25 protein-coding genes are annotated in these 23572 nt (G+C 37.4%); 10 read left to right on the forward strand and 15 right to left on the reverse strand.

Annotated elements, in window-relative coordinates; translation table 11 throughout:
• Positions 1-83: 83 nt before the first annotated feature.
• From rpsF to hisS, 5 genes are all read left to right on the forward strand, one after another.
• Positions 84-425, forward strand: coding sequence for a 30S ribosomal protein S6 (gene rpsF / locus PP182_RS12605; protein WP_272651614.1), 342 nt, complete (start codon positions 84-86; stop codon positions 423-425).
• Positions 426-430: 5 nt separating this feature from the next.
• Positions 431-727: a 30S ribosomal protein S18 gene (gene rpsR / locus PP182_RS12610; protein WP_138258923.1), complete on the forward strand. Its 297-nt coding sequence runs from the start codon at positions 431-433 to the stop codon at positions 725-727.
• A 12-nt stretch (positions 728-739) separates the two neighbouring features.
• Positions 740-1192, forward strand: coding sequence for a 50S ribosomal protein L9 (rplI, locus tag PP182_RS12615; RefSeq protein WP_272651615.1), 453 nt, complete (start codon positions 740-742; stop codon positions 1190-1192).
• Positions 1193-1276: 84 nt separating this feature from the next.
• Positions 1277-1747, forward strand: coding sequence for a DUF6495 family protein (locus PP182_RS12620; RefSeq protein ID WP_272651616.1), 471 nt, complete (start codon positions 1277-1279; stop codon positions 1745-1747).
• A 71-nt stretch (positions 1748-1818) separates the two neighbouring features.
• Positions 1819-3195 (forward strand): histidine--tRNA ligase, encoded by a 1377-nt coding sequence (gene hisS / locus PP182_RS12625; protein WP_272651617.1) that lies wholly within the window; start codon positions 1819-1821, stop codon positions 3193-3195.
• Here the strand turns inward: hisS and PP182_RS12630 are convergent.
• Both PP182_RS12630 and PP182_RS12635 read right to left on the reverse strand, forming a co-directional pair.
• On the reverse strand, positions 3179-3739 hold the full coding sequence (locus tag PP182_RS12630; protein ID WP_272651618.1) for an NUDIX hydrolase: 561 nt from the start codon (positions 3737-3739) through the stop codon (positions 3179-3181). The genes hisS and PP182_RS12630 overlap by 17 nt on opposite strands.
• A gap of 35 nt (positions 3740-3774) precedes the next feature.
• Complete coding sequence (locus PP182_RS12635; protein WP_272651619.1) at positions 3775-4869, reverse strand: M42 family metallopeptidase; 1095 nt, start codon at positions 4867-4869, stop codon at positions 3775-3777.
• 145 nt (positions 4870-5014) lie between these two features.
• On the opposite strand from PP182_RS12635, the gene PP182_RS12640 reads away from it, so the two are divergent.
• Complete coding sequence (locus PP182_RS12640) at positions 5015-5671, forward strand: DUF4294 domain-containing protein (protein ID WP_272651620.1); 657 nt, start codon at positions 5015-5017, stop codon at positions 5669-5671.
• Positions 5672-5681: 10 nt separating this feature from the next.
• On the opposite strand, the gene PP182_RS12645 is transcribed toward PP182_RS12640, so the two are convergent.
• From PP182_RS12645 to PP182_RS12690, 10 genes are all read right to left on the reverse strand, one after another.
• Positions 5682-5915 carry a DUF6095 family protein gene (locus PP182_RS12645; RefSeq protein ID WP_272651621.1) on the reverse strand — a complete coding sequence of 78 codons (234 nt, stop codon included), beginning with the start codon at positions 5913-5915 and terminating at the stop codon, positions 5682-5684.
• Positions 5912-6769 carry a DUF4249 family protein gene (locus tag PP182_RS12650; RefSeq protein ID WP_272651622.1) on the reverse strand — a complete coding sequence of 286 codons (858 nt, stop codon included), beginning with the start codon at positions 6767-6769 and terminating at the stop codon, positions 5912-5914. Before PP182_RS12650 ends, PP182_RS12645 begins: the two co-directional genes overlap by 4 nt.
• A gap of 3 nt (positions 6770-6772) precedes the next feature.
• A complete protein-coding gene (locus tag PP182_RS12655; protein WP_272651623.1) occupies positions 6773-9172 on the reverse strand; it encodes a TonB-dependent receptor in 2400 nt (799 codons plus the stop codon).
• Between the two features lie 112 nt (positions 9173-9284).
• Positions 9285-11504 (reverse strand): NADP-dependent isocitrate dehydrogenase, encoded by a 2220-nt coding sequence (locus PP182_RS12660; RefSeq protein ID WP_272651624.1) that lies wholly within the window; start codon positions 11502-11504, stop codon positions 9285-9287.
• Positions 11505-12150: 646 nt separating this feature from the next.
• A complete protein-coding gene (rplS, locus tag PP182_RS12665; protein WP_272651625.1) occupies positions 12151-12501 on the reverse strand; it encodes a 50S ribosomal protein L19 in 351 nt (116 codons plus the stop codon).
• Positions 12502-12633: 132 nt separating this feature from the next.
• Positions 12634-13308 carry a tRNA (guanosine(37)-N1)-methyltransferase TrmD gene (gene trmD / locus PP182_RS12670; protein WP_272651626.1) on the reverse strand — a complete coding sequence of 225 codons (675 nt, stop codon included), beginning with the start codon at positions 13306-13308 and terminating at the stop codon, positions 12634-12636.
• 18 nt (positions 13309-13326) lie between these two features.
• Positions 13327-13770: a GNAT family N-acetyltransferase gene (locus tag PP182_RS12675; protein WP_272651627.1), complete on the reverse strand. Its 444-nt coding sequence runs from the start codon at positions 13768-13770 to the stop codon at positions 13327-13329.
• Between the two features lie 37 nt (positions 13771-13807).
• Complete coding sequence (locus PP182_RS12680) at positions 13808-14428, reverse strand: tRNA (guanine-N1)-methyltransferase (RefSeq protein ID WP_272651628.1); 621 nt, start codon at positions 14426-14428, stop codon at positions 13808-13810.
• 147 nt (positions 14429-14575) lie between these two features.
• On the reverse strand, positions 14576-16024 hold the full coding sequence (locus PP182_RS12685; RefSeq protein WP_272651629.1) for a glyceraldehyde-3-phosphate dehydrogenase: 1449 nt from the start codon (positions 16022-16024) through the stop codon (positions 14576-14578).
• 118 nt (positions 16025-16142) lie between these two features.
• Entirely contained in the window at positions 16143-17540 is a 1398-nt protein-coding gene (locus PP182_RS12690; RefSeq protein ID WP_272651630.1) for a S1C family serine protease, read from the reverse strand.
• Between the two features lie 127 nt (positions 17541-17667).
• Between PP182_RS12690 and dapF the strand changes: the two genes are divergently transcribed.
• From dapF to PP182_RS12710, 4 genes are all read left to right on the forward strand, one after another.
• Entirely contained in the window at positions 17668-18444 is a 777-nt protein-coding gene (gene dapF / locus PP182_RS12695; protein ID WP_272651631.1) for a diaminopimelate epimerase, read from the forward strand.
• Complete coding sequence (locus PP182_RS12700; protein ID WP_272651632.1) at positions 18438-18962, forward strand: GNAT family N-acetyltransferase; 525 nt, start codon at positions 18438-18440, stop codon at positions 18960-18962. The genes dapF and PP182_RS12700 overlap by 7 nt, the downstream gene beginning before the upstream one ends.
• Complete coding sequence (gene mltG / locus PP182_RS12705; protein WP_272651633.1) at positions 18962-20005, forward strand: endolytic transglycosylase MltG; 1044 nt, start codon at positions 18962-18964, stop codon at positions 20003-20005. Before PP182_RS12700 ends, mltG begins: the two co-directional genes overlap by 1 nt.
• A 148-nt stretch (positions 20006-20153) precedes the next feature.
• Positions 20154-20783, forward strand: a complete 630-nt coding sequence (locus PP182_RS12710) for a hypothetical protein (RefSeq protein ID WP_272651634.1) — start codon at positions 20154-20156, stop codon at positions 20781-20783.
• Between the two features lie 54 nt (positions 20784-20837).
• Here the strand turns inward: PP182_RS12710 and PP182_RS12715 are convergent, their stop codons facing one another.
• Genes PP182_RS12715 through dnaA form a run of 3 tightly spaced genes read right to left on the reverse strand, consistent with a single transcriptional unit; the run spans position 20838 to position 23445 of the window.
• Positions 20838-21560 (reverse strand): SAM-dependent methyltransferase, encoded by a 723-nt coding sequence (locus PP182_RS12715; RefSeq protein ID WP_272651635.1) that lies wholly within the window; start codon positions 21558-21560, stop codon positions 20838-20840.
• A gap of 2 nt (positions 21561-21562) precedes the next feature.
• A complete protein-coding gene (locus PP182_RS12720) occupies positions 21563-22015 on the reverse strand; it encodes a low molecular weight protein-tyrosine-phosphatase (RefSeq protein WP_272651636.1) in 453 nt (150 codons plus the stop codon).
• A 5-nt stretch (positions 22016-22020) separates the two neighbouring features.
• Complete coding sequence (gene dnaA / locus PP182_RS12725) at positions 22021-23445, reverse strand: chromosomal replication initiator protein DnaA (RefSeq protein WP_272651637.1); 1425 nt, start codon at positions 23443-23445, stop codon at positions 22021-22023.
• Positions 23446-23572 lie beyond the last annotated feature (127 nt).

The following is a 23572-nucleotide window of genomic DNA, read 5'->3' on the forward strand; positions in this document are numbered from 1 at the left end:
TAGCTATAACGAAGAATTTCTGCATTTCTTATAATTATTTTAAAATAATGGCTATTTTTGCACTCCTTAAAACAAAATATAATATGAACCATTACGAAACTGTTTTCATTTTGAATCCCGTTCTATCTGATGTTCAGATAGAGGAAACAGTTAAGAAATTTGAGGATTTCTTAATTAACAATGGCGCCAAAATGGTGGCCAAAGAAAATTGGGGCCTAAAGAAATTGGCGTATCCCATCCAAAACAAAAAAAGTGGCTTTTACCACTTGTTCGAATTCACTAACACTGGTGAGGTAGTATTGCCTTACGAGCAGGAGTTTAGGAGAGATGAACGCGTTATGCGATTTTTGACTGTTAAATTGGACAAACATGCAATTGCGTGGGCAGAAAAGAGAAGAACAAGAAACAAAACCGCTAAAGCTTAAGTACTATGGCAACATTACAACAACAGGCAAAAGGTAAAAAGGATGGGGAGATTAGATATCTTACCCCGTTAAACATCGAAACAAACACCAAAAAGAAGTATTGTAGATTTAAAAAATCCGGTATTAAATATGTGGATTATAAAGATGCTGACTTCTTAATGAAATTGGTGAACGAGCAAGGTAAGTTATTACCAAGAAGACTTACAGGGACTTCCCTTAAGTATCAAAGAAAAGTAGCCCAAGCGGTGAAGAGAGCTCGTCATTTGGCATTAATGCCATATGTTGGTGATTTATTAAAATAAAAGAAAAGAATCATGGAGCTTATATTAAAGGAAGACGTAGAGAATTTAGGTTTTAAAGATGACTTGGTAAGTGTTAAGAACGGATATGGTAGAAATTACCTTATTCCTCAAGGCTTAGCGACCATGGCAACTTCATCGGCTAAAAAGGTTTTGGCCGAAAACTTAAAGCAAAGAGCCCACAAAGAGAAAAAAGTTGTGGACGCTGCCAATAAAACTGCAGATGCCCTAAAGGCACTGGAATTGAAAATTACTGCAAAGACCGGTACGGCGGATAAATTATTCGGTTCGGTTACCAACGGTGATTTGGCGGATGCAATCGCAAAAGAAGGTCATACTATCGAGAAGAAGTTTATTAGCATCCAAGGAGGTTCCGTAAAAAGAACCGGACCTTATAATGCGCAGATCAGACTTCACAGAGATGTGGTTGTAGACTTTCCGTTTGAGGTTGTAGCAGAGCAGAATTAAACTGATTATAAATATATGTTTAAGCCTTTCAGGAAACTGAAGGGCTTATTTGTTTATTGCTGATATAGCACAAAATAGCTACTTGTGAAGTATACAAGACTTACAAAGGAACAACTGGAGGAACTACATCCGGAATTCATCAATTTTTTGGCGACACAGTCTATAGATAAAGAGGAATGGGATGAATTAAAGCAAAACAAACCCGAAGTTGCAGAGGAAGAATTGGATGTTTTTAGTGATTTGGTTTGGGAAGGTGTATTGACCAAGGTCTCCTTTCTCGAGAATATTTCTTCCCATCAAATGCATTTATTCCATTTGACCGAAAAAGAAATGAAATTGATAGCGGTAAAAGTACTTAATCCAGAAATCGACTTAACCACAAAGGTTGGTTTTGATTGGTTCAAGAAAAACTGGCAATCGGATTTCGTAGACTATATGACGGCTTCCAAAGCTTACACGGATGACCCTAATCATGATAAATTTGAATTGATCAAACAAGGAGCAGTCATCACAAAGGGAGAATTGTTTCGATGGTTTGATAAAGTTATTGGATAACACGATATTTGTCCCACTTTAGGGTATCTCGGTTCAATTTATCGGGATATCTGCAAACCAATTTACATAAAATGGCACAAAAACCATCCATACCCAAGGGGACTAGAGACTTTACACCCTCGGAGGTCGTTAAGCGAAACTACATTTTTGATATTGTGAAGAAGCATTTTCAAACTTTTGGTTTTCAGCCTATAGAGACCCCTTCGTTTGAAAATTCGGATACCTTAATGGGTAAGTATGGGGATGAGGGAGACCGATTGATTTTTAAGATATTGAATTCGGGCGACTTTTTGAGAAAGGTCGATGATAACCTATATAATTCAAAAGATTCCAATAAAATCACTTCTAGTATTTCCGAGAAGGCGCTTCGGTACGATTTAACGGTACCTTTTGCCCGATATGTAGTCATGCATCAGAACGAATTGGACTTCCCTTTTAAGCGCTATCAGATACAGCCGGTGTGGCGCGCGGATAGACCTCAAAAAGGACGATTTAGGGAATTTTATCAATGTGATGCGGATGTAGTTGGTTCAGATTCATTATTACAAGAGGTAGAGCTCATACAATTATATGATACCGTCTTTACGGATTTAAAGCTTGATGGGGTTACCATAAAACTGAACAATAGAAAAATTTTGGCAGGTATTGCGGAAGTTATAGGTGCAAAGGACGTATTGATAGATTTTACCGTGGCACTGGACAAGTTGGACAAGATTGGTGAAGAAGGCGTAAAAAAAGAAATGCTTTCCAAGGGTATTTCCGAGCACGCCATAGCAAAGGCATCGCCTTTATTCAATTTAAGCGGCAGTAATGCGGACCAATTAGAAAGATTGGAGGAGTTACTTAAAGATTCCGAGGAAGGGAGTAAAGGTATTTCAGAGCTTCGGTTTATTATGGAAACTATCACCAGCTTAGGATTACAATCTGCCAAGTTGGTCATTGATGTAACTTTGGCCCGTGGATTAAATTATTATACAGGAGCCATTTTTGAAGTGGCTGCGCCGGAAGGTGTATCCATGGGATCTATTGGTGGCGGAGGTAGATACGATGATTTAACGGGTATATTTGGTCTAAAAGATGTCAGTGGAGTGGGTATTTCCTTTGGTCTTGACCGAATATATCTGGTGTTGGAGGAACTCGAGCTATTCCCCGAAGCGATTGACCGATCCTTGGATGTCTTGTTTTTAAATTTTGGTCCCAAGGAAGGTTTGGCAGCTTTAAAATTGACCACAGTATTAAGAAAGCAAGGTATTAAGGCCGATCTGTATCCTTCGGATGCCAAACTAAACAAGCAGTTTAAATACGCCAATAATAGAAATGTGCCCTATGTGGTTCTACTTGGGGAGGAGGAACTAGGTAACAGTTCATTTATAGTGAAAAACATGAAGAGCGGGGAACAACAAACCTATGGTTTGGAGGAGACCCAGAAATTTATTGACTCTTTATAAGAACTTTTTCCAGTGCGGTTATAATTGTTTGGTAGTATGTCTTTTTGTGAGGCACATATTTTCCTTGGATATTCAATTCAAACAACTCCTTTTTAAATTGATTTATTGGAATCAAGGCCAATGACTCTACTTCAGTTTCTTGCTTTTTTAAGGAGTTGAACGGAACCTTCAGCTCACAGATGTATGTATGATGGAACTCACAATCAATCAAATTTTTGGAGTGTTTTTGTATCGATTTAAAGACACCAATCTTGTATAAGTCGATTAGTCTTATTTCTAGGCCAATTTCTTCTTGTACTTCACGCAGCGCTGAAATTTCAATTAATTCACCTGCTCCGACATGACCGGCGACTGAAACATCCCAAAGTAAGGGGAAGGTGTTTTTGTCTTTACCTCTTTGCTGGATTAACACTTGATTATTTTTAGTATAGAACCAAACGTGGACCGTAGGATGGAACCATCCCATCCTATGGGCCTCTGATTTCATGAGAGAAATTCCCTTGGAATTACCCTGGGCATCTAAAATATCAACAAGTTCGTCCATCTAAAAAAAACCCGCCTTATGGCGGGTTTTAAGTATTAATCAAAATAACTGAAAGTTTCACCTTCCTCTATATTCAATAGTGTTTCATAAATTAATCGAATCACATTTTCGACATCATTCTTGTGCACCATTTCTACCGTAGTGTGCATGTATCTCAACGGGAGTGAAATAAGTGCGGAGGCTACTCCACCGTTACTGTAGGCAAAAGCGTCTGTATCAGTACCAGTCATTCTTGATGAAGCCATACGTTGAAAAGGTATTTTTTTGGCTTCAGCAGTTTCAATAATTCGTTCCCTTAATTTATTCTGTACGGCGGGCGCATATGAGATTACGGGTCCAGCTCCTATTTCTGTATGACCTTGCGTCTTTTTCTCGATCATAGGAGTTGTGGTATCATGGCACACATCTGTGACAATGGCTATATTTGGTTTAATCGTTTGCGTAATCATTTCCGCCCCACGTAAACCAATTTCTTCTTGAACTGAGTTCGTAATGTACAGTCCAAAAGGTAATTTCTTCTTGTTTTCATGTAAAAGTCTTGCCACTTCCGCTACCATGAAACCTCCGGCACGGTTGTCTATGGCCCTGCATACAAATTTATCACCATTTAGAACTTGGAAAGTATCTGGGTACGTTATTACGCAACCTACGTGGACGCCCATTTTCTCCACCTCCTCTTTATCTTTTGCACCTATATCAATACAGATATTGTCCAATTTTGGAGCCTGCTCTTCCTTACCGTCCGATTTTCGGGTATGTATGGCCGGCCATCCAAAAACACCTTTTACGATTCCTTTTTTTGTATGGATGTCCACCCATTTAGAGGTTGCGATTTGATGATCACTACCGCCATTGCGAATTACATAAATCAATCCATTGTCTGTAATGTAATTAACATACCAAGAAATTTCATCAGAATGTCCTTCTATGACTACTTTATACTTTGCATCGGGATTTATAACACCAACGGCAGTTCCGTAAGTGTCCGTAATAAATGTATCCACATACGGTTTTAGATATTCCATCCAAAGTTTTTGACCTTCCCATTCATAACCAGTGGGAGCGGCATTATTGAGATATTTTTCAAAAAAATCCAATGATTTTTTAGAGATAATTTTTTTGTTCGCCATGTATTATTTATTTAACTACAAACTTAGCAATATTCACTTGTTTTTAATAATAAGCTTTACCAATTATCGTTAATTTTGGCAGGGCTTTTGTACGAAGTATAGTATGTGGAAATATAGTTGTTTGTCGTTTATCTTCCTTTTTTCTATGGTAAGAACTATGGGACAGGTGGCGGAACAGGAGCTGGATTCGATTTCCGAAAAAATGATAATCATTTCTGGCGATTCCATCGTTCAAAGTTCCATTTCCTTAGAGGAAGCCTACGTCTTTGGAAAACTTAAATTCAATTCCTATGACGAGAAACTTCGCTATTATATATTGAGGAGAAAAACGCATAAGGTGTATCCCTATGCCAAATTGGCTGCAGAAAGGCTTGTTGAGTTGAATGACAGCCTTACCAAAATCACAAAAAACAGGAAGCGAAGAAAGTATACTCGCAAAGTCCAAAAGTATATTGAGGAAGAATTCTCCGAAGAATTGAAAAAACTAACACGTACCGAAGGCCAAATTTTGGTCAAACTTATATATCGACAAACCGGCACTACGGCATTCGATTTAGTGAAAGAGTTGAGGAATGGGTGGAGGGCTTTTTGGTATAATACTACAGCTAAATTTTTTAAAATAAGTATAAAGGAAGAATTTCACCCCGATCAAATTGAGGAAGATTATCTAATTGAGGATATTCTACAAAGAGCTTTTGCCGCAGGTCAATTACAAAGACAAGAAACGGTGTTGGATTACGATTATAATACCTTGTATAATAAGTGGAAGAAACCCCCTAGAAACAATAAATCGGGTAATTAATTTCTTGGGTCTATCTTTTAACTTTACCACCAAAAAGTGCATCAACAATAGTGTGTATGCCTTTAAAGCCCATATAAACAGCATAAATAGCTAGAAAAAGGCCAATAATAAGTACTGGCCAATAGAAAGGGTGATCTTCATTTTTAAATGCCTGCCAAATGACTATAGGGGCTAAAAACATTAATAATACGGTCAAGGCCAACTTTTTAATACCCTTGATCATCATTTCCTTATCAGTTCTCATTCAATTGTAATATTACCTTTATATTCCTGTACTACGGCAAAATAACCTAAGGCGAAATTGTCAGAACGTTCCACATTATCAAGTACTTCAATATTGTCCAATCCGGTAACATTAAATACATTTCCACGAACGGTAGCCGCAGGGGTCTGGAAGGGACCTTGATCACCTCCCGACTGTACAATCACTTGATTCATATAATTATAGAAACCTTCGTCGGCACCCAATAAGCTAATGTTCAGTTCCGTGCCAGCTTCTAGACCGTCCTCATAGAAGTAGGAGAACTCAAAAGTTTGTCCTTGATAAAATTCATCCTCCGTAACTAGGAATTCATTAAAACCGAAATCAAAAATGTAAAAATCATTTCTCTCCCCGTTATCCTTAAACGATACGACAATTTCTGTTTCATCCTCTGAAAATAAGGTCTCGGTTCCTTGTCGTAAGGTATCTATAGGTACAGATGGAACAAAATTGGTGGCGGCGTAGAATCGTTCGTCGTTGTAGTTGATGTATAAATCTAAACGACCTTCGGTAAAAAAACGTGTCCTTTTCGATCCTTCGTAAATACCAGGTTCTACCTCTGCCAAATTAATAAAATTACCTTCCCCAACAAATTCCGGCTCATATAACACATTTTGAATTCTTACCAAGTCAGCTGAAACTGGAGTGTTTTCATCAAAGAAAGAGCTACTTGTACTGATTTTGATTCTGGCCGTAGTAAACGCCTCCGTAGTATCTATTCGTACAATGCCATCTACAACTAATCTTGGAGGTTCTCCTGGGGTTTCTACTTCAATGACATCCTCACAAGAGATAAACGATATTAAGACTAAAAAAATAATTATAATTCTTTTCATGCCCTATAGTTTAAAGTTATAAGTAACGGCCGGGACAATACCAAAAATGGAGGTTCTTACCGCTTCATTTGCACCGGTATCATCGTTCCTTCTAAAATTAATAGAAGCAGCATTTCTTCTATTATAAACGTTATAGATACTAAATATCCATTCTCCCTTTATTTTTCTATCCTTGTTTTTTCGTGGAGTTAGTGTAGCGGAGATATCCAATCGGTTATAAGCCGGTAATCGTTGCTTATTTCTGAGTTCGTAATAGGGAATGGATAAGTCTTGAAATTCAAATTGCCCAATGGGGTAATTTGTTGGTTGTCCTGTTTGGTACACAAAATTACTGCTGAAGCTCCATTTTTCATTCAAATTATAGTTCAGGAAAAGGGAGATATCATGAGTCTTATCATAGGGAGTGTTGTACCAGTTACCGTTATTTATACCGGTTTCTAAATTACTGCGCCCATTATCGAAATCGAGATTTCTACCTGGTGTTCGCTGTTCCGATTTTGAAAGGGTATAGGCCAACCAACCCTGAAAATCCCCCTCATTCTTACGTAGTAATAATTCCAGACCATAGGCCCTAGCTTGTCCATTGAGAATTACCTGCTCTATGGCGTCGTTGGCTATAAGGTTGGCTCCGTCGATGTAATCAATTCTATTTTGTACCTCCTTATAAAAAACCTCGCTTTCAATAACATAATCCCCCTCATTTATATTCCTAAAATACCCTAAGGCATATTGATCTAATAATTGAGGTTTTACAAAAGGTCCACTTGGAGTCCAAACATCCAATGGGGTAGGGGAACTTGTGTTGGAAAGCAGATGTAAGTATTGTGCCAAACGGGTATAACTCGCCTTTATGGAGCTTTTTTCATTCAACGTATAGGATAAGGATGCCCTTGGTTCCAAATTATTGAATGTCGCGAGTCTTCCTTTACGTCCTGGGGTTGATCTCCCTGTAGGTTCTGCTTCCTGATAAATTAACAAAAATGGGTCAAAAACGACCGGATTATCATTAGCGTATGTGAAAACCTCATCTTGACCCAAACGCACGAACTGACTGAACCTAAGACCATAACCAAGGCTGAGACTGTTCGTGATTTTATGTTCTACATCAACATAAGCCGCAAATTCATTTGCGTATTTTTGGGTCAATTGATCTTCTAAGATTCCGGATTCATCGTTACTAGGTTCTATTTTGCCTGGATTGAACTGATAATAAATATTATTTACTCCGTAGTTCAACTGAAATTTATCGCTCAGATAGTGTTTGAAATCATATTTAAGGTTGAAATTACGAATGCCCGAATTCCAATTGAATCCTACAAAGTCTAGTTTTAAGCCATAGTAGTAATCAGAATAAATCAAGGAAAGGTTTGAAAAGAGCTTATCCGAGAAAAGATGGTTCCATCTGAAGTTTCCAACAGCATTTCCATAGGTGTTTACAAAACTTTCACTAATCCCAAAGACATCCCGTCCAAAATAACCTGAAAGGAAGACGTTATTATTTTCATTGATTTTGTAATTGATTTTGGTATTTAAGTCATAAAAATAGGCCGTATTATCAACATCGAATAATGGTAAAAATAAGTGGGCGTAGGAGGCACGGCCTCCAATCAAAAAGGCAGCCCTATCTTTCTTTATTGGACCTTCTACCAATAATCTACTGGCGACCGCTCCAATGCCACCGTTCATTTTAAATTCCTTACTATTTCCTTCTTTCTGAAATATATCCAGTACCGATGAGACCCGTCCACCATAACGGGCCGGTATACCGCCCTTGTAAAGTTTTATATCCTTGATGGCATCTGGATTGAAAACGGAAAAGAATCCAAAAAGGTGCGAGGAATTGAAAATTATGGCTTCATCTAAAAGAATAAGATTTTGGTCTGCGGCACCACCCCTAACATTAAAACCTGATGCACCTTCGCCAGCATTGGTAACCCCTGGTAATAGCAAAATGGACTTGATGACATCTGCTTCCCCTAAAATAACAGGTATCTTTTTTATGGTCGCTACGGAAAGCGTGTTAACGCTCATTTGCGGCTTTCTAATATCCAACCTTTCTGAATCATCTGTTACGACCACTTCATCCAGTTGCTCAGCTTCTTCCGCAAGTTGAAAATCTAGTTTCGTGTCCTTATCAAGTGTAATATTTTGAACAATATCACGAAACCCCAAATAACTTACAATAACTTGATATTCCCCTTCAGGAAGTGTTATGGAATAAAATCCATATTCATTGGTAGTAACTCCACTCCCTAAACTTGGAAATGCAATGGTAACCCCGATTAGAGTTTCATTGCTTGAACCTTCTTTGATTATGCCGCTTAGTGTATATTTCTCTTGTGCAGAAGCGACTAATGAAAAACAAAGCCAGAGGATAGGAAATAGCCAGAGCGGCTTTTTCATTTGAATTTTTTTTTAAAAATAATGAGAAATACCGTAAGTAATTAAAGGTTAACGATATTTTAAACTAAAAAAGCCCCATCTCCGGGGCTTTAATAAAATATAAACGTACATCTTATATTGATTCTAAAATTCTATTGAATGCATCACTTGGGCGCATGGCAATGGATTCCAGGTTTGTATTTGGCTTGTAATAACCGCCCACATCTTGTGGATGGCCCTGAGCATCCATTAGCTCATTCAGGATTTGATCTTCTTTTTCCTGAATCTGAGCATATATTTTTGTGAAAATTGATTTTAACTCAGCATCTTTTTCTTGGTTGGATAAGGCTTCCGCCCAATACTTTGCCAAGTAAAAATGACTTCCCCTGGTATCCAGTTCTTTAACTTTCCTAGATGGTGATTTATCGTTTAATAAAAATTTCTCTGTAGCGGCGTCCAGTGCATCACCCAAAATCTTAGCCTTTGGGTTATTATTTTTTTCACCATAAAACTCCAAAGACACACCAAGGGCCAAGAACTCCCCTAAGGAATCCCATCTTAGATGTCCTTCTTCCAAGAATTGCTCTACATGTTTAGGCGCGGATCCACCTGCACCTGTTTCAAATAATCCGCCTCCATTCATTAAAGGAACAATGGATAACATTTTAGCACTTGTACCTACTTCGAGAATTGGAAACAAATCCGTCAAGTAATCCCTTAGGACGTTTCCGGAAACTGAAATGGTATCTTTTCCTGCTTTAATACGCTTTAAGGTGTATTCTGTTGCTTTTTCAGGGGACATAATTTGGATATCCAAACCATTCGTATCCTGTTGTGGTAGGTATTGGTCCACTTTCTTTATAAGTTCTCTATCATGAGCTCTATTTTCATCCAACCAAAAAATTGCTGGGTCGCCAGTTGCTCTAGCCCTAGAAACGGCTAGCTTAATCCAATCTTCGATTGGAGCGTCCTTCACTTGGCACATTCTCCAAATATCGCCTTCTTCGACCTCATGTTCCAATAGAACATTTCCGGAATTTAAATCTATAACTTGAACAGTCCCTGCGTGCTTTATTTCGAAAGTTTTGTCATGCGACCCATATTCCTCCGCTTTTTGTGCCATTAAACCAACATTGGGAACAGTTCCCATGGTAGTTGGGTCAAATGCACCATGTTCTTTGCAAAAATCTATAGTAGCAGAATAAATACCTGCATAACTACTATCCGGAATAACGGCTTTTGTATCTTGAGATTTACCTTGTGCGTTCCACATTTGCCCAGAATTGCGAATCATTGCAGGCATGGATGCATCTATGATGATATCACTGGGTACGTGAAGGTTGGTAATTCCTTTATCTGAATTTACCATGGCCAAAGACGGACCTTTTTTGAGTTCGGTAGCGATTTGGCTTTCAATTTCAGCTTTTTCTTCAGCGGGTAATTTTTCTAATTTATTATACAGTACCTCTAGACCATCATTAGGGTTAACTCCTATTTTTTCAAAGGTAGCCTCATTTTTTTCAAAAACAGGTTTTAGAACGGTCTCCACTACGTGTCCAAAAATAATAGGATCCGAAACTTTCATCATTGTCGCCTTTAAATGCACGGAAAATAGGACTCCTTTTTCCTTGGCGTCTTGCACTTGCTCTTTCAAAAAGGCTAACAATGCTTTTTTGCTCATAACGGTGGCATCTATAATCTCACCGTCTTGTAAGGATAGTTTTTCCTTTAAAACTTTCTTATCTCCACTATCGGAGTTTAGAACAATCTGTACATCCGTTGCCGAGGGAATTGTTAGTGATTTCTCATTGGATTTAAAATCACCATGGGACATAGTGGCTACGTGTGTTTTTGAATCGGCCGACCAAGCACCCATGGTATGTGGATTCTTTTTGGCATAATTTTTAACGGCTCTAGGAGCACGACGGTCCGAATTTCCTTCCCTGAGCACGGGATTTACGGCACTTCCTTTTATTTTATCATATTTTGCCTTAATCTCTTTTTCTTCATCCGTCTTGGGGTCATCTGGATATTTAGGTAAGTTATATCCTTTGGAACGTAATTCTTCAATCGCTTCTTTCAACTGGGGAATAGAAGCACTAATATTAGGTAATTTTATAATATTCGCCTCTGGTTCCTTGGCCAATGCTCCCAGTATGTCCAAATCATTTGGTACTTTTTGATCATCGGATAAGAATTCAGGAAAAACAGCGGCAATTCTTGCGGCCAAAGAAATATCCTTGGTCTCGATTTCTACTCCAGAAGGTTTTGTAAAAGCTTTGACGATAGGTAAAAATGAAGCTGTGGCAAGAGCTGGTGCTTCATCTGTTTTGGTATAAAAAATCTTGGACATTGGTTTTTATTTAAATTAAAGCGGTGCAAATATACGATTTTATCTAGCCTAAAATGAGTGGAAGCGCCTTAATATTTGAGGCTTAAAGTAAAGATATATGAAATAATAAAAGCCATATCAATGTACGAATACCTTGATATGGCTTTTTAGAAATAGCTTACAGACATGTTGTTCTAAACTTAATTAAAACTGCAACCCTTGATTGCTTCTGCGTCACTATATCAACGTTTGAAATGTGTTTTAATCTCAATTCTATAACCGAGCATTTACTCTACATTTCGTTCTTGTTGCCTTAGCATTCTAAATTATTAACTGTGGTAGTCAATAAGATTTGTGCCCACATTAACCATAATGGCGACAGCCTTTACGAATCAATGCTCATTGTATTAAATACTTCCCTAGAAAATATTAAAGAACAATTAAGCCACAATATAAAGAACGTAAACTTTATAATGAATGGAAGTTTTACTATTTACCTCAGCATACTTCCTTAATCATACTACAATATAAGAAAAAAAAGAATACAAACTTAAATTTTGTAATTATTTAGTAATGAACAAATTATGAACTTATGTTTTTAACATTTGTTCATAAAAAAACACCGACTATAAATCGGTGTTCTTGTATATATAATTTGAGGTTGACCTTAAGATCTTACCTCTTTAATTCTGGCTTTCTTACCGGTTAATTCTCTAAAATAGTAAATTCGTGATCTACGTACTTTACCTTTCTTATTAACCTCTATTTTTTGAAGTGCAGGAAGATTGACTGGGAAAATCCGCTCAACACCAACTGTTCCCGACATTTTACGAATCGTAAATGTTTCCGTTGCACCGGTCCCTCTACGTTGGATTACTATTCCTTTAAAGAACTGTGTACGTGTTTTTTCGCCTTCCTTAATTTCATAGTAAACAGTGATTGTATCACCGGCAGAAAACTTAGGGAATTCTTTTTTCGTTACAAACTCGTCCTGAACAAACTTTATTAATGATTCCATTTTTAAATTTAATATAGGAATTAAACTAAAACAACTTTCACGATTATCGTCAGAGGTTGATTTAACAGGGTGCAAAAATAATTCTAAAAATATTATCTACAAATATTTTAGGGTTTTATTTTGCCCAAAAACTTAGGGTAATAGGTCTGGCCTTAATTGTTCTGTTCTTTCCTGCGCCTTTTCTTCCCTCCATTGTTCTATTTTGCCAAAATTTCCGCTCAAAAGAACTTCTGGAACTTTTAATCCTTTATATTCCGCTGGTCTCGTATAAACAGGAGGGGCCAGAAGCCCATCCTGAAAACTATCGGTTAGTGCAGAAGTCTCATTATTAAGCACTCCTGGTAAAAGTCTTATTATAGTATCACAAAGGACCGCTGCACCGAGTTCTCCCCCCGAGAGAACATAATCACCTATCGAGATTTCTTTGGTAATAAACAGGTCTCTAACCCTTTGGTCCACACCTTTATAATGTCCACATAGAATAATAATATTGTCCAAAAGGGAAAGACCGTTCGAAATTTTTTGGTTCAGTGTTTTGCCATCCGGTGTCATATAAATGACCTCGTCATAGTTTCTTTGGGACTTTAGCTCGGTGATGCATTTGTCTATGGGCTCTATCATCATCACCATTCCGGCTCCTCCTCCAAATTGGTAATCATCAACTTGCTTGTAACTATTGTCCGTATAGTCCCTAAGGTTATGGAAATATACATCGACCAATCCTTTATCTATGGCCCTCTTCAAAATTGAGGCTTCAAACGGACTCTTCAATAATTCGGGCAATACGGTAATAATATCAATTCGCATTGTATTTAGTATGATACATTATTGAGCGAGCCAAAAGTAATGAAAACAATGAGAATCCTTTTCCCATCCCAAACGTTCATATAGTCTTTGGGCCGGATTGTCTATCGCCGTTTCCAAGGCCAAACCTTTGTATTTGTTAGTTCTGCAATATTCTTGGGCACTTTTCAAAAGTAGTGCACCGACCCCTTGCTGTCTATAGTCTGGATTAACGTACAAGTCATTTAAGATTAAAGTAGGCTCCAAGGATACTGAGGAAAACGAAAAAAACAATTGGGTAAACCCCACAAATAAATTCTCTTTGGCAGCAATTAGAATTATAGATTCTTGATTGTCAAACCGTTCCTTAAGAAAATTCCTGCCTTTTTTTTCGTCTGAAGTTTGTCCATAAAATACCCTGTATTGATCAAATAATGGTAGCAACGCTTCTAAATCGGACGATATAGCTTTTCTAACGGTAAACATTCATTTAAAAAAAGCTCCTTGGTAGGAGCTTTTGTATTTATTTGGCTTTCTTTTGTTTATTAAGCTCATCCTGTAATTTTCTACTTATTTTTTGCTCACGTTCCAGTGCTTTTCTACGATGATCCTCATACTCAACTTCAAGTTCCGCCAAGTTTTGTTTTGCCTCTTGAGTTAAGATATTGCTATTTCTAAACTTGTAGATGAATGCCAATAATAGAATGAGCAAGCCGGCGATAATAGTCCATAATATCACATTGTAAGTGGCTTTGGAAACAGAGATGCCCAGAAATGACATACTATCTTTTTCTTCCGTAACGGACGCCAAGTTAGTTGTAGTTTCTTCCAGCTTTTTATTAAGTGAACTAATAGTAGTTTCGTGCTCTGAGATGGTGGAATTCAACTCTGCCGCTCTTTTATTAAATGCAGCTACAGAATCCAGGACATTTTTTCTAAGTTTATAAAGATTAGCTTCCTTGACAACTTCATATCGTACTCCGTCAGCACGGTAATTACCGGACTTTTTGGAAACATAGTCAAATTGGCTGCTGATCGGACCATTATCTAAAGAAGGTGTTTCCTCATCTTCAGATTCTTGCGCATAAGTAAAACCGGCAGTTAGTAGGAGTGCCAGTAAAAATAGTAACCTTGAAAATTTCATTCGTATTTAAATTACCGTTAAAATTTGATTTAGAGAGGACTAAAGTAATTGATTAATATCAATTAAGAAAAAAATTGGATTAAACCTTAGTCTTTAAATAAAAGGTACGTAAAAACCGTCGATGAGGATGTTTTTGTACTAAAAAAATTAATAATAGGTGTATCTTCTAACTTTAGAAATATATTTGGCCAATCGAACGACTTGTTGAGAATATCCGTATTCATTGTCGTACCATATATATAAAACCAAATTTTTGCCATTTTCAGAGACAATAGTTGCTTCGCTATCATAGACCGAAGGTGCTACTGAGCCCACAATGTCCGATGATACCAATTCTTTACTAAGGCTATATTTAATTTGTTCCACTAAATCACCTTCCAAAGCATATTTTTTTATAATAGTATTTATGCCATCTCTGGAGGTCTTGTTTTTAATGTCTAGGTTTAGGATAGCCAATGAACCATTAGGAACAGGAACCCTAATGGCATTTGAAGTTAACTTGCCCTTAAGCGAAGGCAAGGCCTTGGATACTGCTTGTCCGGCTCCGGTTTCTGTAATCACCATATTTAGGTTTGCCGCTCTGCCTCGTCTATATTTAGCATGCATATTATCTACTAGGTTTTGATCATTTGTGTACGCGTGAATAGTTTCCAAGTGTCCCTTTTTTATACCAACAGAATCCTCGATTACCTTTAGAATAGGTGTAATGGCATTGGTCGTACAGGACGCTGCAGAAAATATATGGGTATTATCTGGATCATAATCCAAATGGTTTACGCCGTGTACAATGTTAGGAACTTCCTTACCAGGAGCAGTCAATAATACTTTAGAAACTCCTTTAGCCTTTAAATGCCTTGACAATTGTGCCTGGTCTCTGAATGCCCCCGAATTATCAATAACAAGCGCATTTGAAATTTGGTACTGAGTATAATCAACGTTCTCAGGGTTATCTGTACTTATTATCTGAACGGTTGTGCCATTAATCAATAAAGTTTTTTCTTCGTCGTTTACGGCCACCGTACCTGTAAAGTTGCCATGGACGGAATCTGTACGTAGTAAACTCGCCCTCTTTTCCAATATTTCCTTATTTAATTCTCCTCGTACCACGATAGCCCGCAAGCGCATCTGTGTCCCCTTTCCGGTTTTGGACATAAGTTCCCGAGCCAATAAACGTCCAATTCTGCCAAAACCGTAAAGTATTACGTCTTTGGGTTTAATACTTTCATATTCAGTGGCGGTTTTAAGTTTGTCAATTACAAATGCCTTAACGTTATTGAAGTTGTTATTGTCGGTATGGTATTCATAGGTAAGTTTACCAATATCCAATTTGGCGGGAGGTAGTTTTAAATCATTTATGGCCCTTAAGATTTCAACGGAATCGAAAATTGAAATAGGTTTTTGAACAAATTCACCTGCGTATTCATGTAATTGAATGATATCACTGACATTTCGATCTATCAGCGGGTTCTTAAAAAGAACGATTTCAATGGACTTATCATACCATAAGTCACTAATTATCTTAATAAACTCCGTTGTTGCTTTTCTTCTATCGGCCTGAAATGCCAATTCTTTTTCAAATGAGATTTTGCGAGACATAGTTTAGATTGTTGTTATAAATCACTTCAAAAGTATGATTTTTGTAAACTATTGTAACACTAAATAAAAAAAGAAGCATCCGGTTTTGCGGATGCTTCATCAAATTGTATAATTCTTTCTATTGAAATATTAAGCGCTCTCTTTCACCCTTTTCGTTCAACATGGTAATTATGGTTTTTCCATATCTGGATATAGCACCAAAGGCAGTGTCTGCATCCGATATATCCTCAATTTCCTTATCATCTACTTTAACGATTACTTTTCCTTCTAGACCATAACCTCGATATCTTTCAGGCACTCCTGTTATTTTTACACCGGATTTTGTTTTAAATCGCTTTTGGTCATCTTTTGTAAGGTTTTTTACCTCCATGCCCATAGCTGGGACAATTAGCTGCTGTCTCTCTTTTAAGATAACCGGCAGGGTTAAAAACTCTTCATCTCGTTCAACCGTAACATTAATGGTATCATTGGGTCTTTTGGTTCCCAAATAACCGGTAAGGTCTGGATATTTATGTATTTCAATTTGATCAATTTTTTTAATGATATCTCCCAGTTCCAATCCGGCATCGGAAGCACCTGACTCGTCTTCAATATATTCGATATAAACGCCGTCAATATTATTAATACCCCTTTCAACGGCGTCCCTGGTATTTACGGGAGCTGGACTAATTCCCATAAAAGCTTTTCTTACGTTTCCATATTCCAAAATATCATTAACTACCTTTTTAGCAATATTACTTGGAACGGCAAAGGAGTATCCCACATAAGAACCTGTTTGTGAAGAGATGGCCGTATTGATACCAATTAAGTCCCCATTGGTGTTTACTAAAGCACCCCCGGAATTTCCCGGATTCACAGCAGCGTCAGTCTGTAAGAAGGATTGATTGGAACGCGTTTCTAGACTACGCGCTTTAGCACTTACAATACCCGCGGTTACCGTAGACGTTAGGTTAAAAGGGTTTCCAACGGCCAATACCCATTCTCCAATTTTAGTATTGTCCGAATCACCAAAAGCTAAATATGGTAATTTGTCTTCCGTATCAATTTTGATAAGTGCAATGTCCGAGTTGGGGTCTGTGCCTACGAGCTCTGCTTCATAAGTTTGATTGTTGTTCAAAGTAACTTGAAGTTGGGTAGCATTATCAATAACGTGATTGTTTGTAACGATATAACCGTCCTGTGAAATAATTACTCCAGATCCCGTTCCCACCTGAGGTGTAACGGTACCGCCAGAACCATAGAAAAAATCGAATACGCTACTTCTTCTTGTACTCAGGGTCAGGTTTTTAACATGAACAACGGAATTGACGGTTCTTTCCGCTGCATTTGTAAAATCAACCTCGTTAATTCCGGCTCCTCTTGCGGTCGTTGGAGTATAACTCGTATTAAATAAAGGTTGCTCTTCATTCGAAGATACAATAGCGTATTTAGGTGCTTCAAAGAAATACTTATATGCCCCCAAAGTTATAACACCTGCAAAAATGGAAACAAGTAAAAGTCCTCCTATTCTTCTCATAATCTAATCTATTTTAACCTTTTAACCGTAAAATTACATCATTTCATTTTTTATGGTAGTGGTTTAACGACTTTTTAACTGCGCTGATGCCTCCAATTAATCCTATCTTTGTTTTTTAATTCATAACATGGTCGCGACATTTTATAAATATCAGGGTACCGGGAACGATTTTATCATGATTGATAATCGAGAGAATTTCTTCCCGCAGATGGACGTTAAGTTGGTTGCCCTTTTATGTGATAGAAAGTTCGGAATTGGTGCGGATGGCTTGATTTTATTAGAAAGAGACGACACTTATGATTTTAGAATGGTCTACTTTAACTCTGATGGGAAAGAGGGCAGTATGTGCGGTAATGGAGGTAGATGCATAGTAGCATTCGCCAATTTCTTAGGAATTATTGGTGAAAGGACCAACTTTATAGCGGTTGACGGTCCACATTCCGCTACAGTCAATAACGACGTTGTAAGCCTTAAAATGCAGGAGGTTTACAAATTGAATAAAAAACCCAATGCAACATTTCTCAATACAGGTTCTCCGCATCACGTTCAATTAGTCAATGAACTTGATACTTTTAATGTTGTTAAAGAGGGTTCCAAACTAAGATATGGTATTTATGGAGCGTCTGGTTGCAATATTAATTTTGTAGAGCAAGAATCGTCAGATACCTTTAATGTTAGGACTTACGAACGTGGGGTAGAGGACGAAACGCTTTCTTGTGGTACAGGCGTAACGGCTGTAGCACTTGCCATGCACGATTTGGGAAAGGTTAAAGGAAATTATGCGCACATAAATGCAGAAGGTGGCAAGCTAAAAGTCGATTTTGATTTTAAAAATGGAGTTTATACAGAAATATACTTAATAGGAGAGGCAAAACAAGTTTTTAAAGGTGAAATAACGTGGTAAGTTTACAAGGTAAAATAATAAAACTAAGGGCTCTTGAAAAGGAGGACTTGGATTTTCTGTTCGCTTTGGAAAACAACCCTTCCGTATGGGAGATTAGTGGAACCATAACACCTTATTCTAGGGATGTACTCACACTTTATCTAGATAATGCCCATAGGGATATTTACGATGTAAAACAATTGCGTTTGGTTATTTGCACCCAAGATGATGAGGCCATTGGCTTGGTCGATCTTTTCGATTTTGACCCAAAAAATAGAAGGGCTGGAATTGGTATTATTATTAATGAAGAGGGTAATAGGAACAGTGGTGCGGGTACGGAATCTTTGCAGATTCTTTGTCAATATGCCTTTAGCACCTTGCAATTAAGACAGTTATATGCCAATATTCTGGAAGGAAACGAAAGAAGTCTTCATTTATTCAAAAAATTAGGATTTGAACTTGTTGGAACCAAAAAGGATTGGATCTTTAATGAAGGTAGGTATAAAAATGAATTGTTATTTCAAAAGATAAATAAGTAATGTATATCAAAAAGATTCTGTTGGCAATTCTACTTCTGGGTTTGGTTGTAGGAGGAGTATTTGCCTATTTGGTTTATAGCACATTTTTTACGCCCAATACAAATTTCAACAACCAAGAAGCATTTTTATATATTGGTTCGGAAGATTCCTTTGCCGATGTCAAGGAACAGATAACACCTCTTTTAAATAATGTTGAATCGTTTCAGCTTGCGGCGGAAAGAAAAGGGTATGCAGGAAATATAAGAGGGGGTAAGTATATGATTTCCAGCGGAATGAACAACAATGAGATTATTAATAACCTAAGGGTGAATAATATACCTGTTAAGGTTTCCTTTAATAATCAGGAAACGGTAGAAAGTTTGGCAGGTAGGATTTCTGAGCAGATAGAGGCCGACAGTATTTCGCTATTATCTGCATTTCGGGATAGTGAATACCTAAAGCGTAACGGTTTTAATGAAGACAATAAACTTGCAATGTTTATACCCAATAGTTACGAGTTTTTTTGGAATACCTCTGCTGAGGAATTTAGGGACCGAATGTTTAAGGAGTATGGGAGATTTTGGAACGAGGATAGAATCACTAAGGCAAAAGCGCAAGGAATGACCCCTAATGAAGTTGTTGCTCTTGCTTCCATTGTGCATAAGGAAACGGCCAAAGTAGATGAACGGCCTAAGGTTGCCGGGCTTTATCTGAATCGACTGAAAAAAGGGATGTTATTACAAGCGGACCCTACGGTCATTTACGCCATAAAAAAGGAAACTGGAAATTATGATACTATAATAAGAAGGGTATTATACAAGGATTTGGAAATGGATTCCCCGTATAATACTTATAAGCGGGGAGGAGTGCCTCCTGGACCTATAACCATGCCCGATATTAGCGCGGTGGAAGCCGTCCTAAATCCTGAAATACATGATTATTACTATATGGTCGCCAATGTTGAAAATTTTGGTTACCACATGTTTGCAGAGGATATGGCGCAACACAACCGTAATAAGGTACAGTACATCCGATGGATTAACTCACAGAAAATCAACAGATAAGCTATAATCGGGATTTTAAGACATGTTAACTAAAAAAGGATATTTTTAACAAATCCTTCCCAGTTTGCCTTTTTAACATATGTACCTTTGTCCTGAGAAATTTAAGCAGAAACTTTTATAGTATCGTAAGTCTTAAGAAAAACACAGTATGAAGAGATGGATATTATTTTCTTGTCCTCTTATCGTGATTTTTATTTTATCCAGTTATGGGTTCAGCCTTTACAAGGTTGAAGTACCAAAAGCTCTTAAAGTAAAAGAATCTTCACCGTTTTTGTTCCCTCAGGACGAAGCTTTTTTTGATAAATTGAACGCGCAACCACCCTTTTTAGGTACTAGATATGTTGGCTTTAAGGAGGCTTTGGCTTTTAAGGAGTCGCAAGGAAAATACTCAGCCGTAAATTCTTTCGGATATATGGGAAAATACCAGTTTGGTATCAATACACTTGCCCTGGTAGGTGTTTATGATGGTCAACATTTTCTTGATAATCCTGAATTACAGGAGAAAGTTTTTGAAGTAAACATCGCTCGTAATAAATGGATTCTTCGAAAAGATATCAAAAGGTTTGTGGGTAAATATATTAAGGGCACCGAAATTACGGAGTCAGGAATCTTGGCAGCGGCTCATTTGGCTGGACCTGGCAACGTGAAACAGTATTTGCGAACCTATGGAAAGATAGATGTTATGGATGGCTATGGAACCACTATAGCCACGTATATTAAAGATTTTTCGGGGTACGATATTGAAATGATAAAACCTGTTAGGAATCCAAGGATTTAAAAAATAAATTAAATATGGAAATGGGAAAGCCCTGGCAAAATTGTCTGGGCTTTTTTATGCTTGTAATATATAAATTGCCGGTCTCTTGTGTAAATCCACTTGCTCCTTTTTCCATTCCAAGGCCGATTTGGTCATAATATATTCGGTAGTTAAGGTAATATCACATGCTACACAAATTTGAGTGCTGCCCGAAACTGTTTTTATCAATTCCTCCAAGAGTTTATTATTGCGATATGGTGTTTCGATGAAAATTTGTGATTGGTTTTCCTCTTTGGACTTCCTTTCTAATTTCTTTATTTCTTTGCGCCTTTCGGAGCCGTCAATAGGCAGATAGCCATTAAAAGCAAAATTTTGACCATTAAGACCACTGGCCATAAGTGCCAGAATAATGGATGATGGACCAACTAAAGGGACAACCTGAATATTCTTTTCATGAGCAATCTTGACCACAGATGCACCTGGGTCGGCAATTCCCGGGCAGCCTGCTTCTGACAATATTCCAACATTATGTCCTTCGATACACGGATTTAAAAAGCTTGGTATTTCTGATACTTCGGTAAATTTATTTAGTGCAAACATTGTAAGGGAAGGCTGAGATTTTCTAGGTGATATTTTTTTTATAAAATGACGAGCTGTCTTTTCGTTCTCAACGATGTATATATTGATGTCCTCTATCGCCCTCTTAATAGAAATGGGTAATACCTCAAGAGGAGGTATCTCTCCTAGGGTGGATGGTATTAAGTAGAGTTTTCCTTTTTTAGTTAGTTGGTCTGACATTTTTAGGATAATTTTCGGGCAATCGCCTCACAAGCCTGATCTATTAGGTGGTAAACCTTCTCAAAGCCATCAACTGAATCATAGTATGGATCTGGTACTTCTTTTTCTGGTCGATTAATTTCGTTAAGCAATAATTTAATTTTCTTGGCTTGTTCTTGGGTTTTACTTAAGCTCAAAATATTAGTATAATTGCTTTTGTCCATCGCATAGATAATATCAAATTCTTCCAAGTCGGAAGACGTTAGTTTTCTACAGGTTTGGTTGCTAATATCAATACCATATTTAAGCGCCACTTCGATGGATCTAGAATCTGGGGAATTCCCTATGTGATAACCGCCTGTACCTGCCGAATCTATAAAAACATCATCGGTATCTACTTTACTTTTTAGGATACCTTCAGCCAATGGTGACCTACAGATATTACCTAGGCAAACCATTAAAACTTTAGTCCTCATAAAGTTTAGGAGAATTTTTTGGTCAAATCCTCAATGTATTTTCGGAACTGCTTATCTGTTTCAGCTAGGTTGTCAACTGTTTTACAGGCATGTAAAACTGTAGCGTGATCACGTTTTCCTATTTGCGAGCCTATACTGGCCAGGGATGCCTTGGTAAATTTTTTCGCAAAAAACATGGCCAATTGTCTTGCTTGCACTATATGCCTTTTTCTTGTTTTAGATTGCAATGTGGCTACGTCCATCTCGAAGTAGTCGGATACTACTTTTTGTATGTAATCGATAGACACCTCCCTTTTTGTGTTTTTTACAAATTTTTCAACTACTTGCTGGGCGAGTTCTATCGTAACTTCACGTTTATTAAGCGTAGATTGGGCAATCAATGAAATAATGGCACCTTCTAATTCCCTAATATTGGATTTTATGTGCTTTGCAACATATTCAATGATATCTTCTGGCATTTCCACACCATCTCTATACAGTTTATTATTAAGAATAGAGATACGGGTTTCGTAATCTGGACTTTGAAGTTCGGCAGAAAGACCCCATTTAAATCGGGACAAAAGTCTTTGTTCAAAATCTTGCATGTCAACGGGTGCTTTATCCGATGTAAGCACCACTTGTTTTCCATTTTGATGGAGGTGATTAAAAATATGGAAGAAAACATCCTGTGTTCCCGATTTACCGGAAAGGAACTGTACATCATCGATAATCAATACATCAATTAATTGATAGAAATGAATAAAATCATTCCTCGTATTCTTTTTGACGGACTCTATATATTGTTGTGTAAATTTCTCTGCAGAGATGTAGAGTACTGTCCTTTCTGGATATTTGTCCTTGATTTCAACACCAATGGCATGAGCTAGATGGGTCTTGCCCAGACCAACCCCACCAAAAACCAATAGTGGATTAAACGAAGTGCCTCCTGGTTTATTGGCTACAGCCATACCCGCAGACCTTGCCAACCGATTAGAATCACCCTCCAAGAAATTATCAAAATTATAACTTGGGTTTAATTGGGATTCAATTTTGATATTTCTGATACCAGGAATTACGAAAGGATTTCTTAATTCAGGATTTTTAGATTTTATGGGTACGTCCATTTCCTGAGGGCTCATATTGCCTCTATTTGAACTAGGTATTTTTTCCGTGAATGGTTCTTTGTTCCCATAAGTATTTTCCATTCTAATTATGTATACCAATTTTGCGGACTCGCCCAGTTGTTTCGTAAGCGCAACTTTTAATAGTTTAACATAATGTTCCTCTAACCACTCGTAGAAAAACTTACTGGGAACTTGAATACTTAACGAATTCTCGGAAAGCTTAATAGGTTTAATGGGTTCAAACCATGTTTTGAACGCCTGCGGTTGGATATTATCTTTGATAAATACCAAACAATTTTTCCATACGGAATCAGCAGTAACATTCATAATAAAAAAAAGCTCTCGTTATTGGTTATTTAAAAGCGAACAAAACAAAATATAGTGTCAATTATTTTAGCTCTGTCAAGTGGACAAATATGTGAACAAAAAATCTAAAAAAAAAATCAATCTCTAT

It is taken from the genome of Maribacter sp. PR1 (genome assembly GCF_028464145.1).
Classification (GTDB): Bacteria; Bacteroidota; Bacteroidia; order Flavobacteriales; family Flavobacteriaceae; genus Maribacter.

Excerpts from the sequence above, each read along its gene's own strand:
- rpsF (WP_272651614.1), top strand. The coding sequence starts at position 84 with ATGAACCATTACGAAACTGTTTTCATTTTGAATCCCGTTCTATCTGAT.
- rpsR (WP_138258923.1), top strand. The coding sequence starts at position 431 with ATGGCAACATTACAACAACAGGCAAAAGGTAAAAAGGATGGGGAGATT.
- rplI (WP_272651615.1), top strand. The coding sequence starts at position 740 with ATGGAGCTTATATTAAAGGAAGACGTAGAGAATTTAGGTTTTAAAGAT.
- hisS (WP_272651617.1), top strand. The coding sequence starts at position 1,819 with ATGGCACAAAAACCATCCATACCCAAGGGGACTAGAGACTTTACACCC.
- PP182_RS12630 (WP_272651618.1), bottom strand. The coding sequence starts at position 3,739 with ATGGACGAACTTGTTGATATTTTAGATGCCCAGGGTAATTCCAAGGGA.
- PP182_RS12635 (WP_272651619.1), bottom strand. The coding sequence starts at position 4,869 with ATGGCGAACAAAAAAATTATCTCTAAAAAATCATTGGATTTTTTTGAA.
- PP182_RS12640 (WP_272651620.1), top strand. The coding sequence starts at position 5,015 with ATGGTAAGAACTATGGGACAGGTGGCGGAACAGGAGCTGGATTCGATT.
- PP182_RS12645 (WP_272651621.1), bottom strand. The coding sequence starts at position 5,915 with ATGAGAACTGATAAGGAAATGATGATCAAGGGTATTAAAAAGTTGGCC.
- PP182_RS12650 (WP_272651622.1), bottom strand. The coding sequence starts at position 6,769 with ATGAAAAGAATTATAATTATTTTTTTAGTCTTAATATCGTTTATCTCT.
- PP182_RS12655 (WP_272651623.1), bottom strand. The coding sequence starts at position 9,172 with ATGAAAAAGCCGCTCTGGCTATTTCCTATCCTCTGGCTTTGTTTTTCA.
- PP182_RS12660 (WP_272651624.1), bottom strand. The coding sequence starts at position 11,504 with ATGTCCAAGATTTTTTATACCAAAACAGATGAAGCACCAGCTCTTGCC.
- rplS (WP_272651625.1), bottom strand. The coding sequence starts at position 12,501 with ATGGAATCATTAATAAAGTTTGTTCAGGACGAGTTTGTAACGAAAAAA.
- trmD (WP_272651626.1), bottom strand. The coding sequence starts at position 13,308 with ATGCGAATTGATATTATTACCGTATTGCCCGAATTATTGAAGAGTCCG.
- PP182_RS12675 (WP_272651627.1), bottom strand. The coding sequence starts at position 13,770 with ATGTTTACCGTTAGAAAAGCTATATCGTCCGATTTAGAAGCGTTGCTA.
- PP182_RS12680 (WP_272651628.1), bottom strand. The coding sequence starts at position 14,428 with ATGAAATTTTCAAGGTTACTATTTTTACTGGCACTCCTACTAACTGCC.
- PP182_RS12685 (WP_272651629.1), bottom strand. The coding sequence starts at position 16,024 with ATGTCTCGCAAAATCTCATTTGAAAAAGAATTGGCATTTCAGGCCGAT.
- PP182_RS12690 (WP_272651630.1), bottom strand. The coding sequence starts at position 17,540 with ATGAGAAGAATAGGAGGACTTTTACTTGTTTCCATTTTTGCAGGTGTT.
- dapF (WP_272651631.1), top strand. The coding sequence starts at position 17,668 with ATGGTCGCGACATTTTATAAATATCAGGGTACCGGGAACGATTTTATC.
- mltG (WP_272651633.1), top strand. The coding sequence starts at position 18,962 with ATGTATATCAAAAAGATTCTGTTGGCAATTCTACTTCTGGGTTTGGTT.
- PP182_RS12710 (WP_272651634.1), top strand. The coding sequence starts at position 20,154 with ATGAAGAGATGGATATTATTTTCTTGTCCTCTTATCGTGATTTTTATT.
- PP182_RS12715 (WP_272651635.1), bottom strand. The coding sequence starts at position 21,560 with ATGTCAGACCAACTAACTAAAAAAGGAAAACTCTACTTAATACCATCC.
- PP182_RS12720 (WP_272651636.1), bottom strand. The coding sequence starts at position 22,015 with ATGAGGACTAAAGTTTTAATGGTTTGCCTAGGTAATATCTGTAGGTCA.
- dnaA (WP_272651637.1), bottom strand. The coding sequence starts at position 23,445 with ATGAATGTTACTGCTGATTCCGTATGGAAAAATTGTTTGGTATTTATC.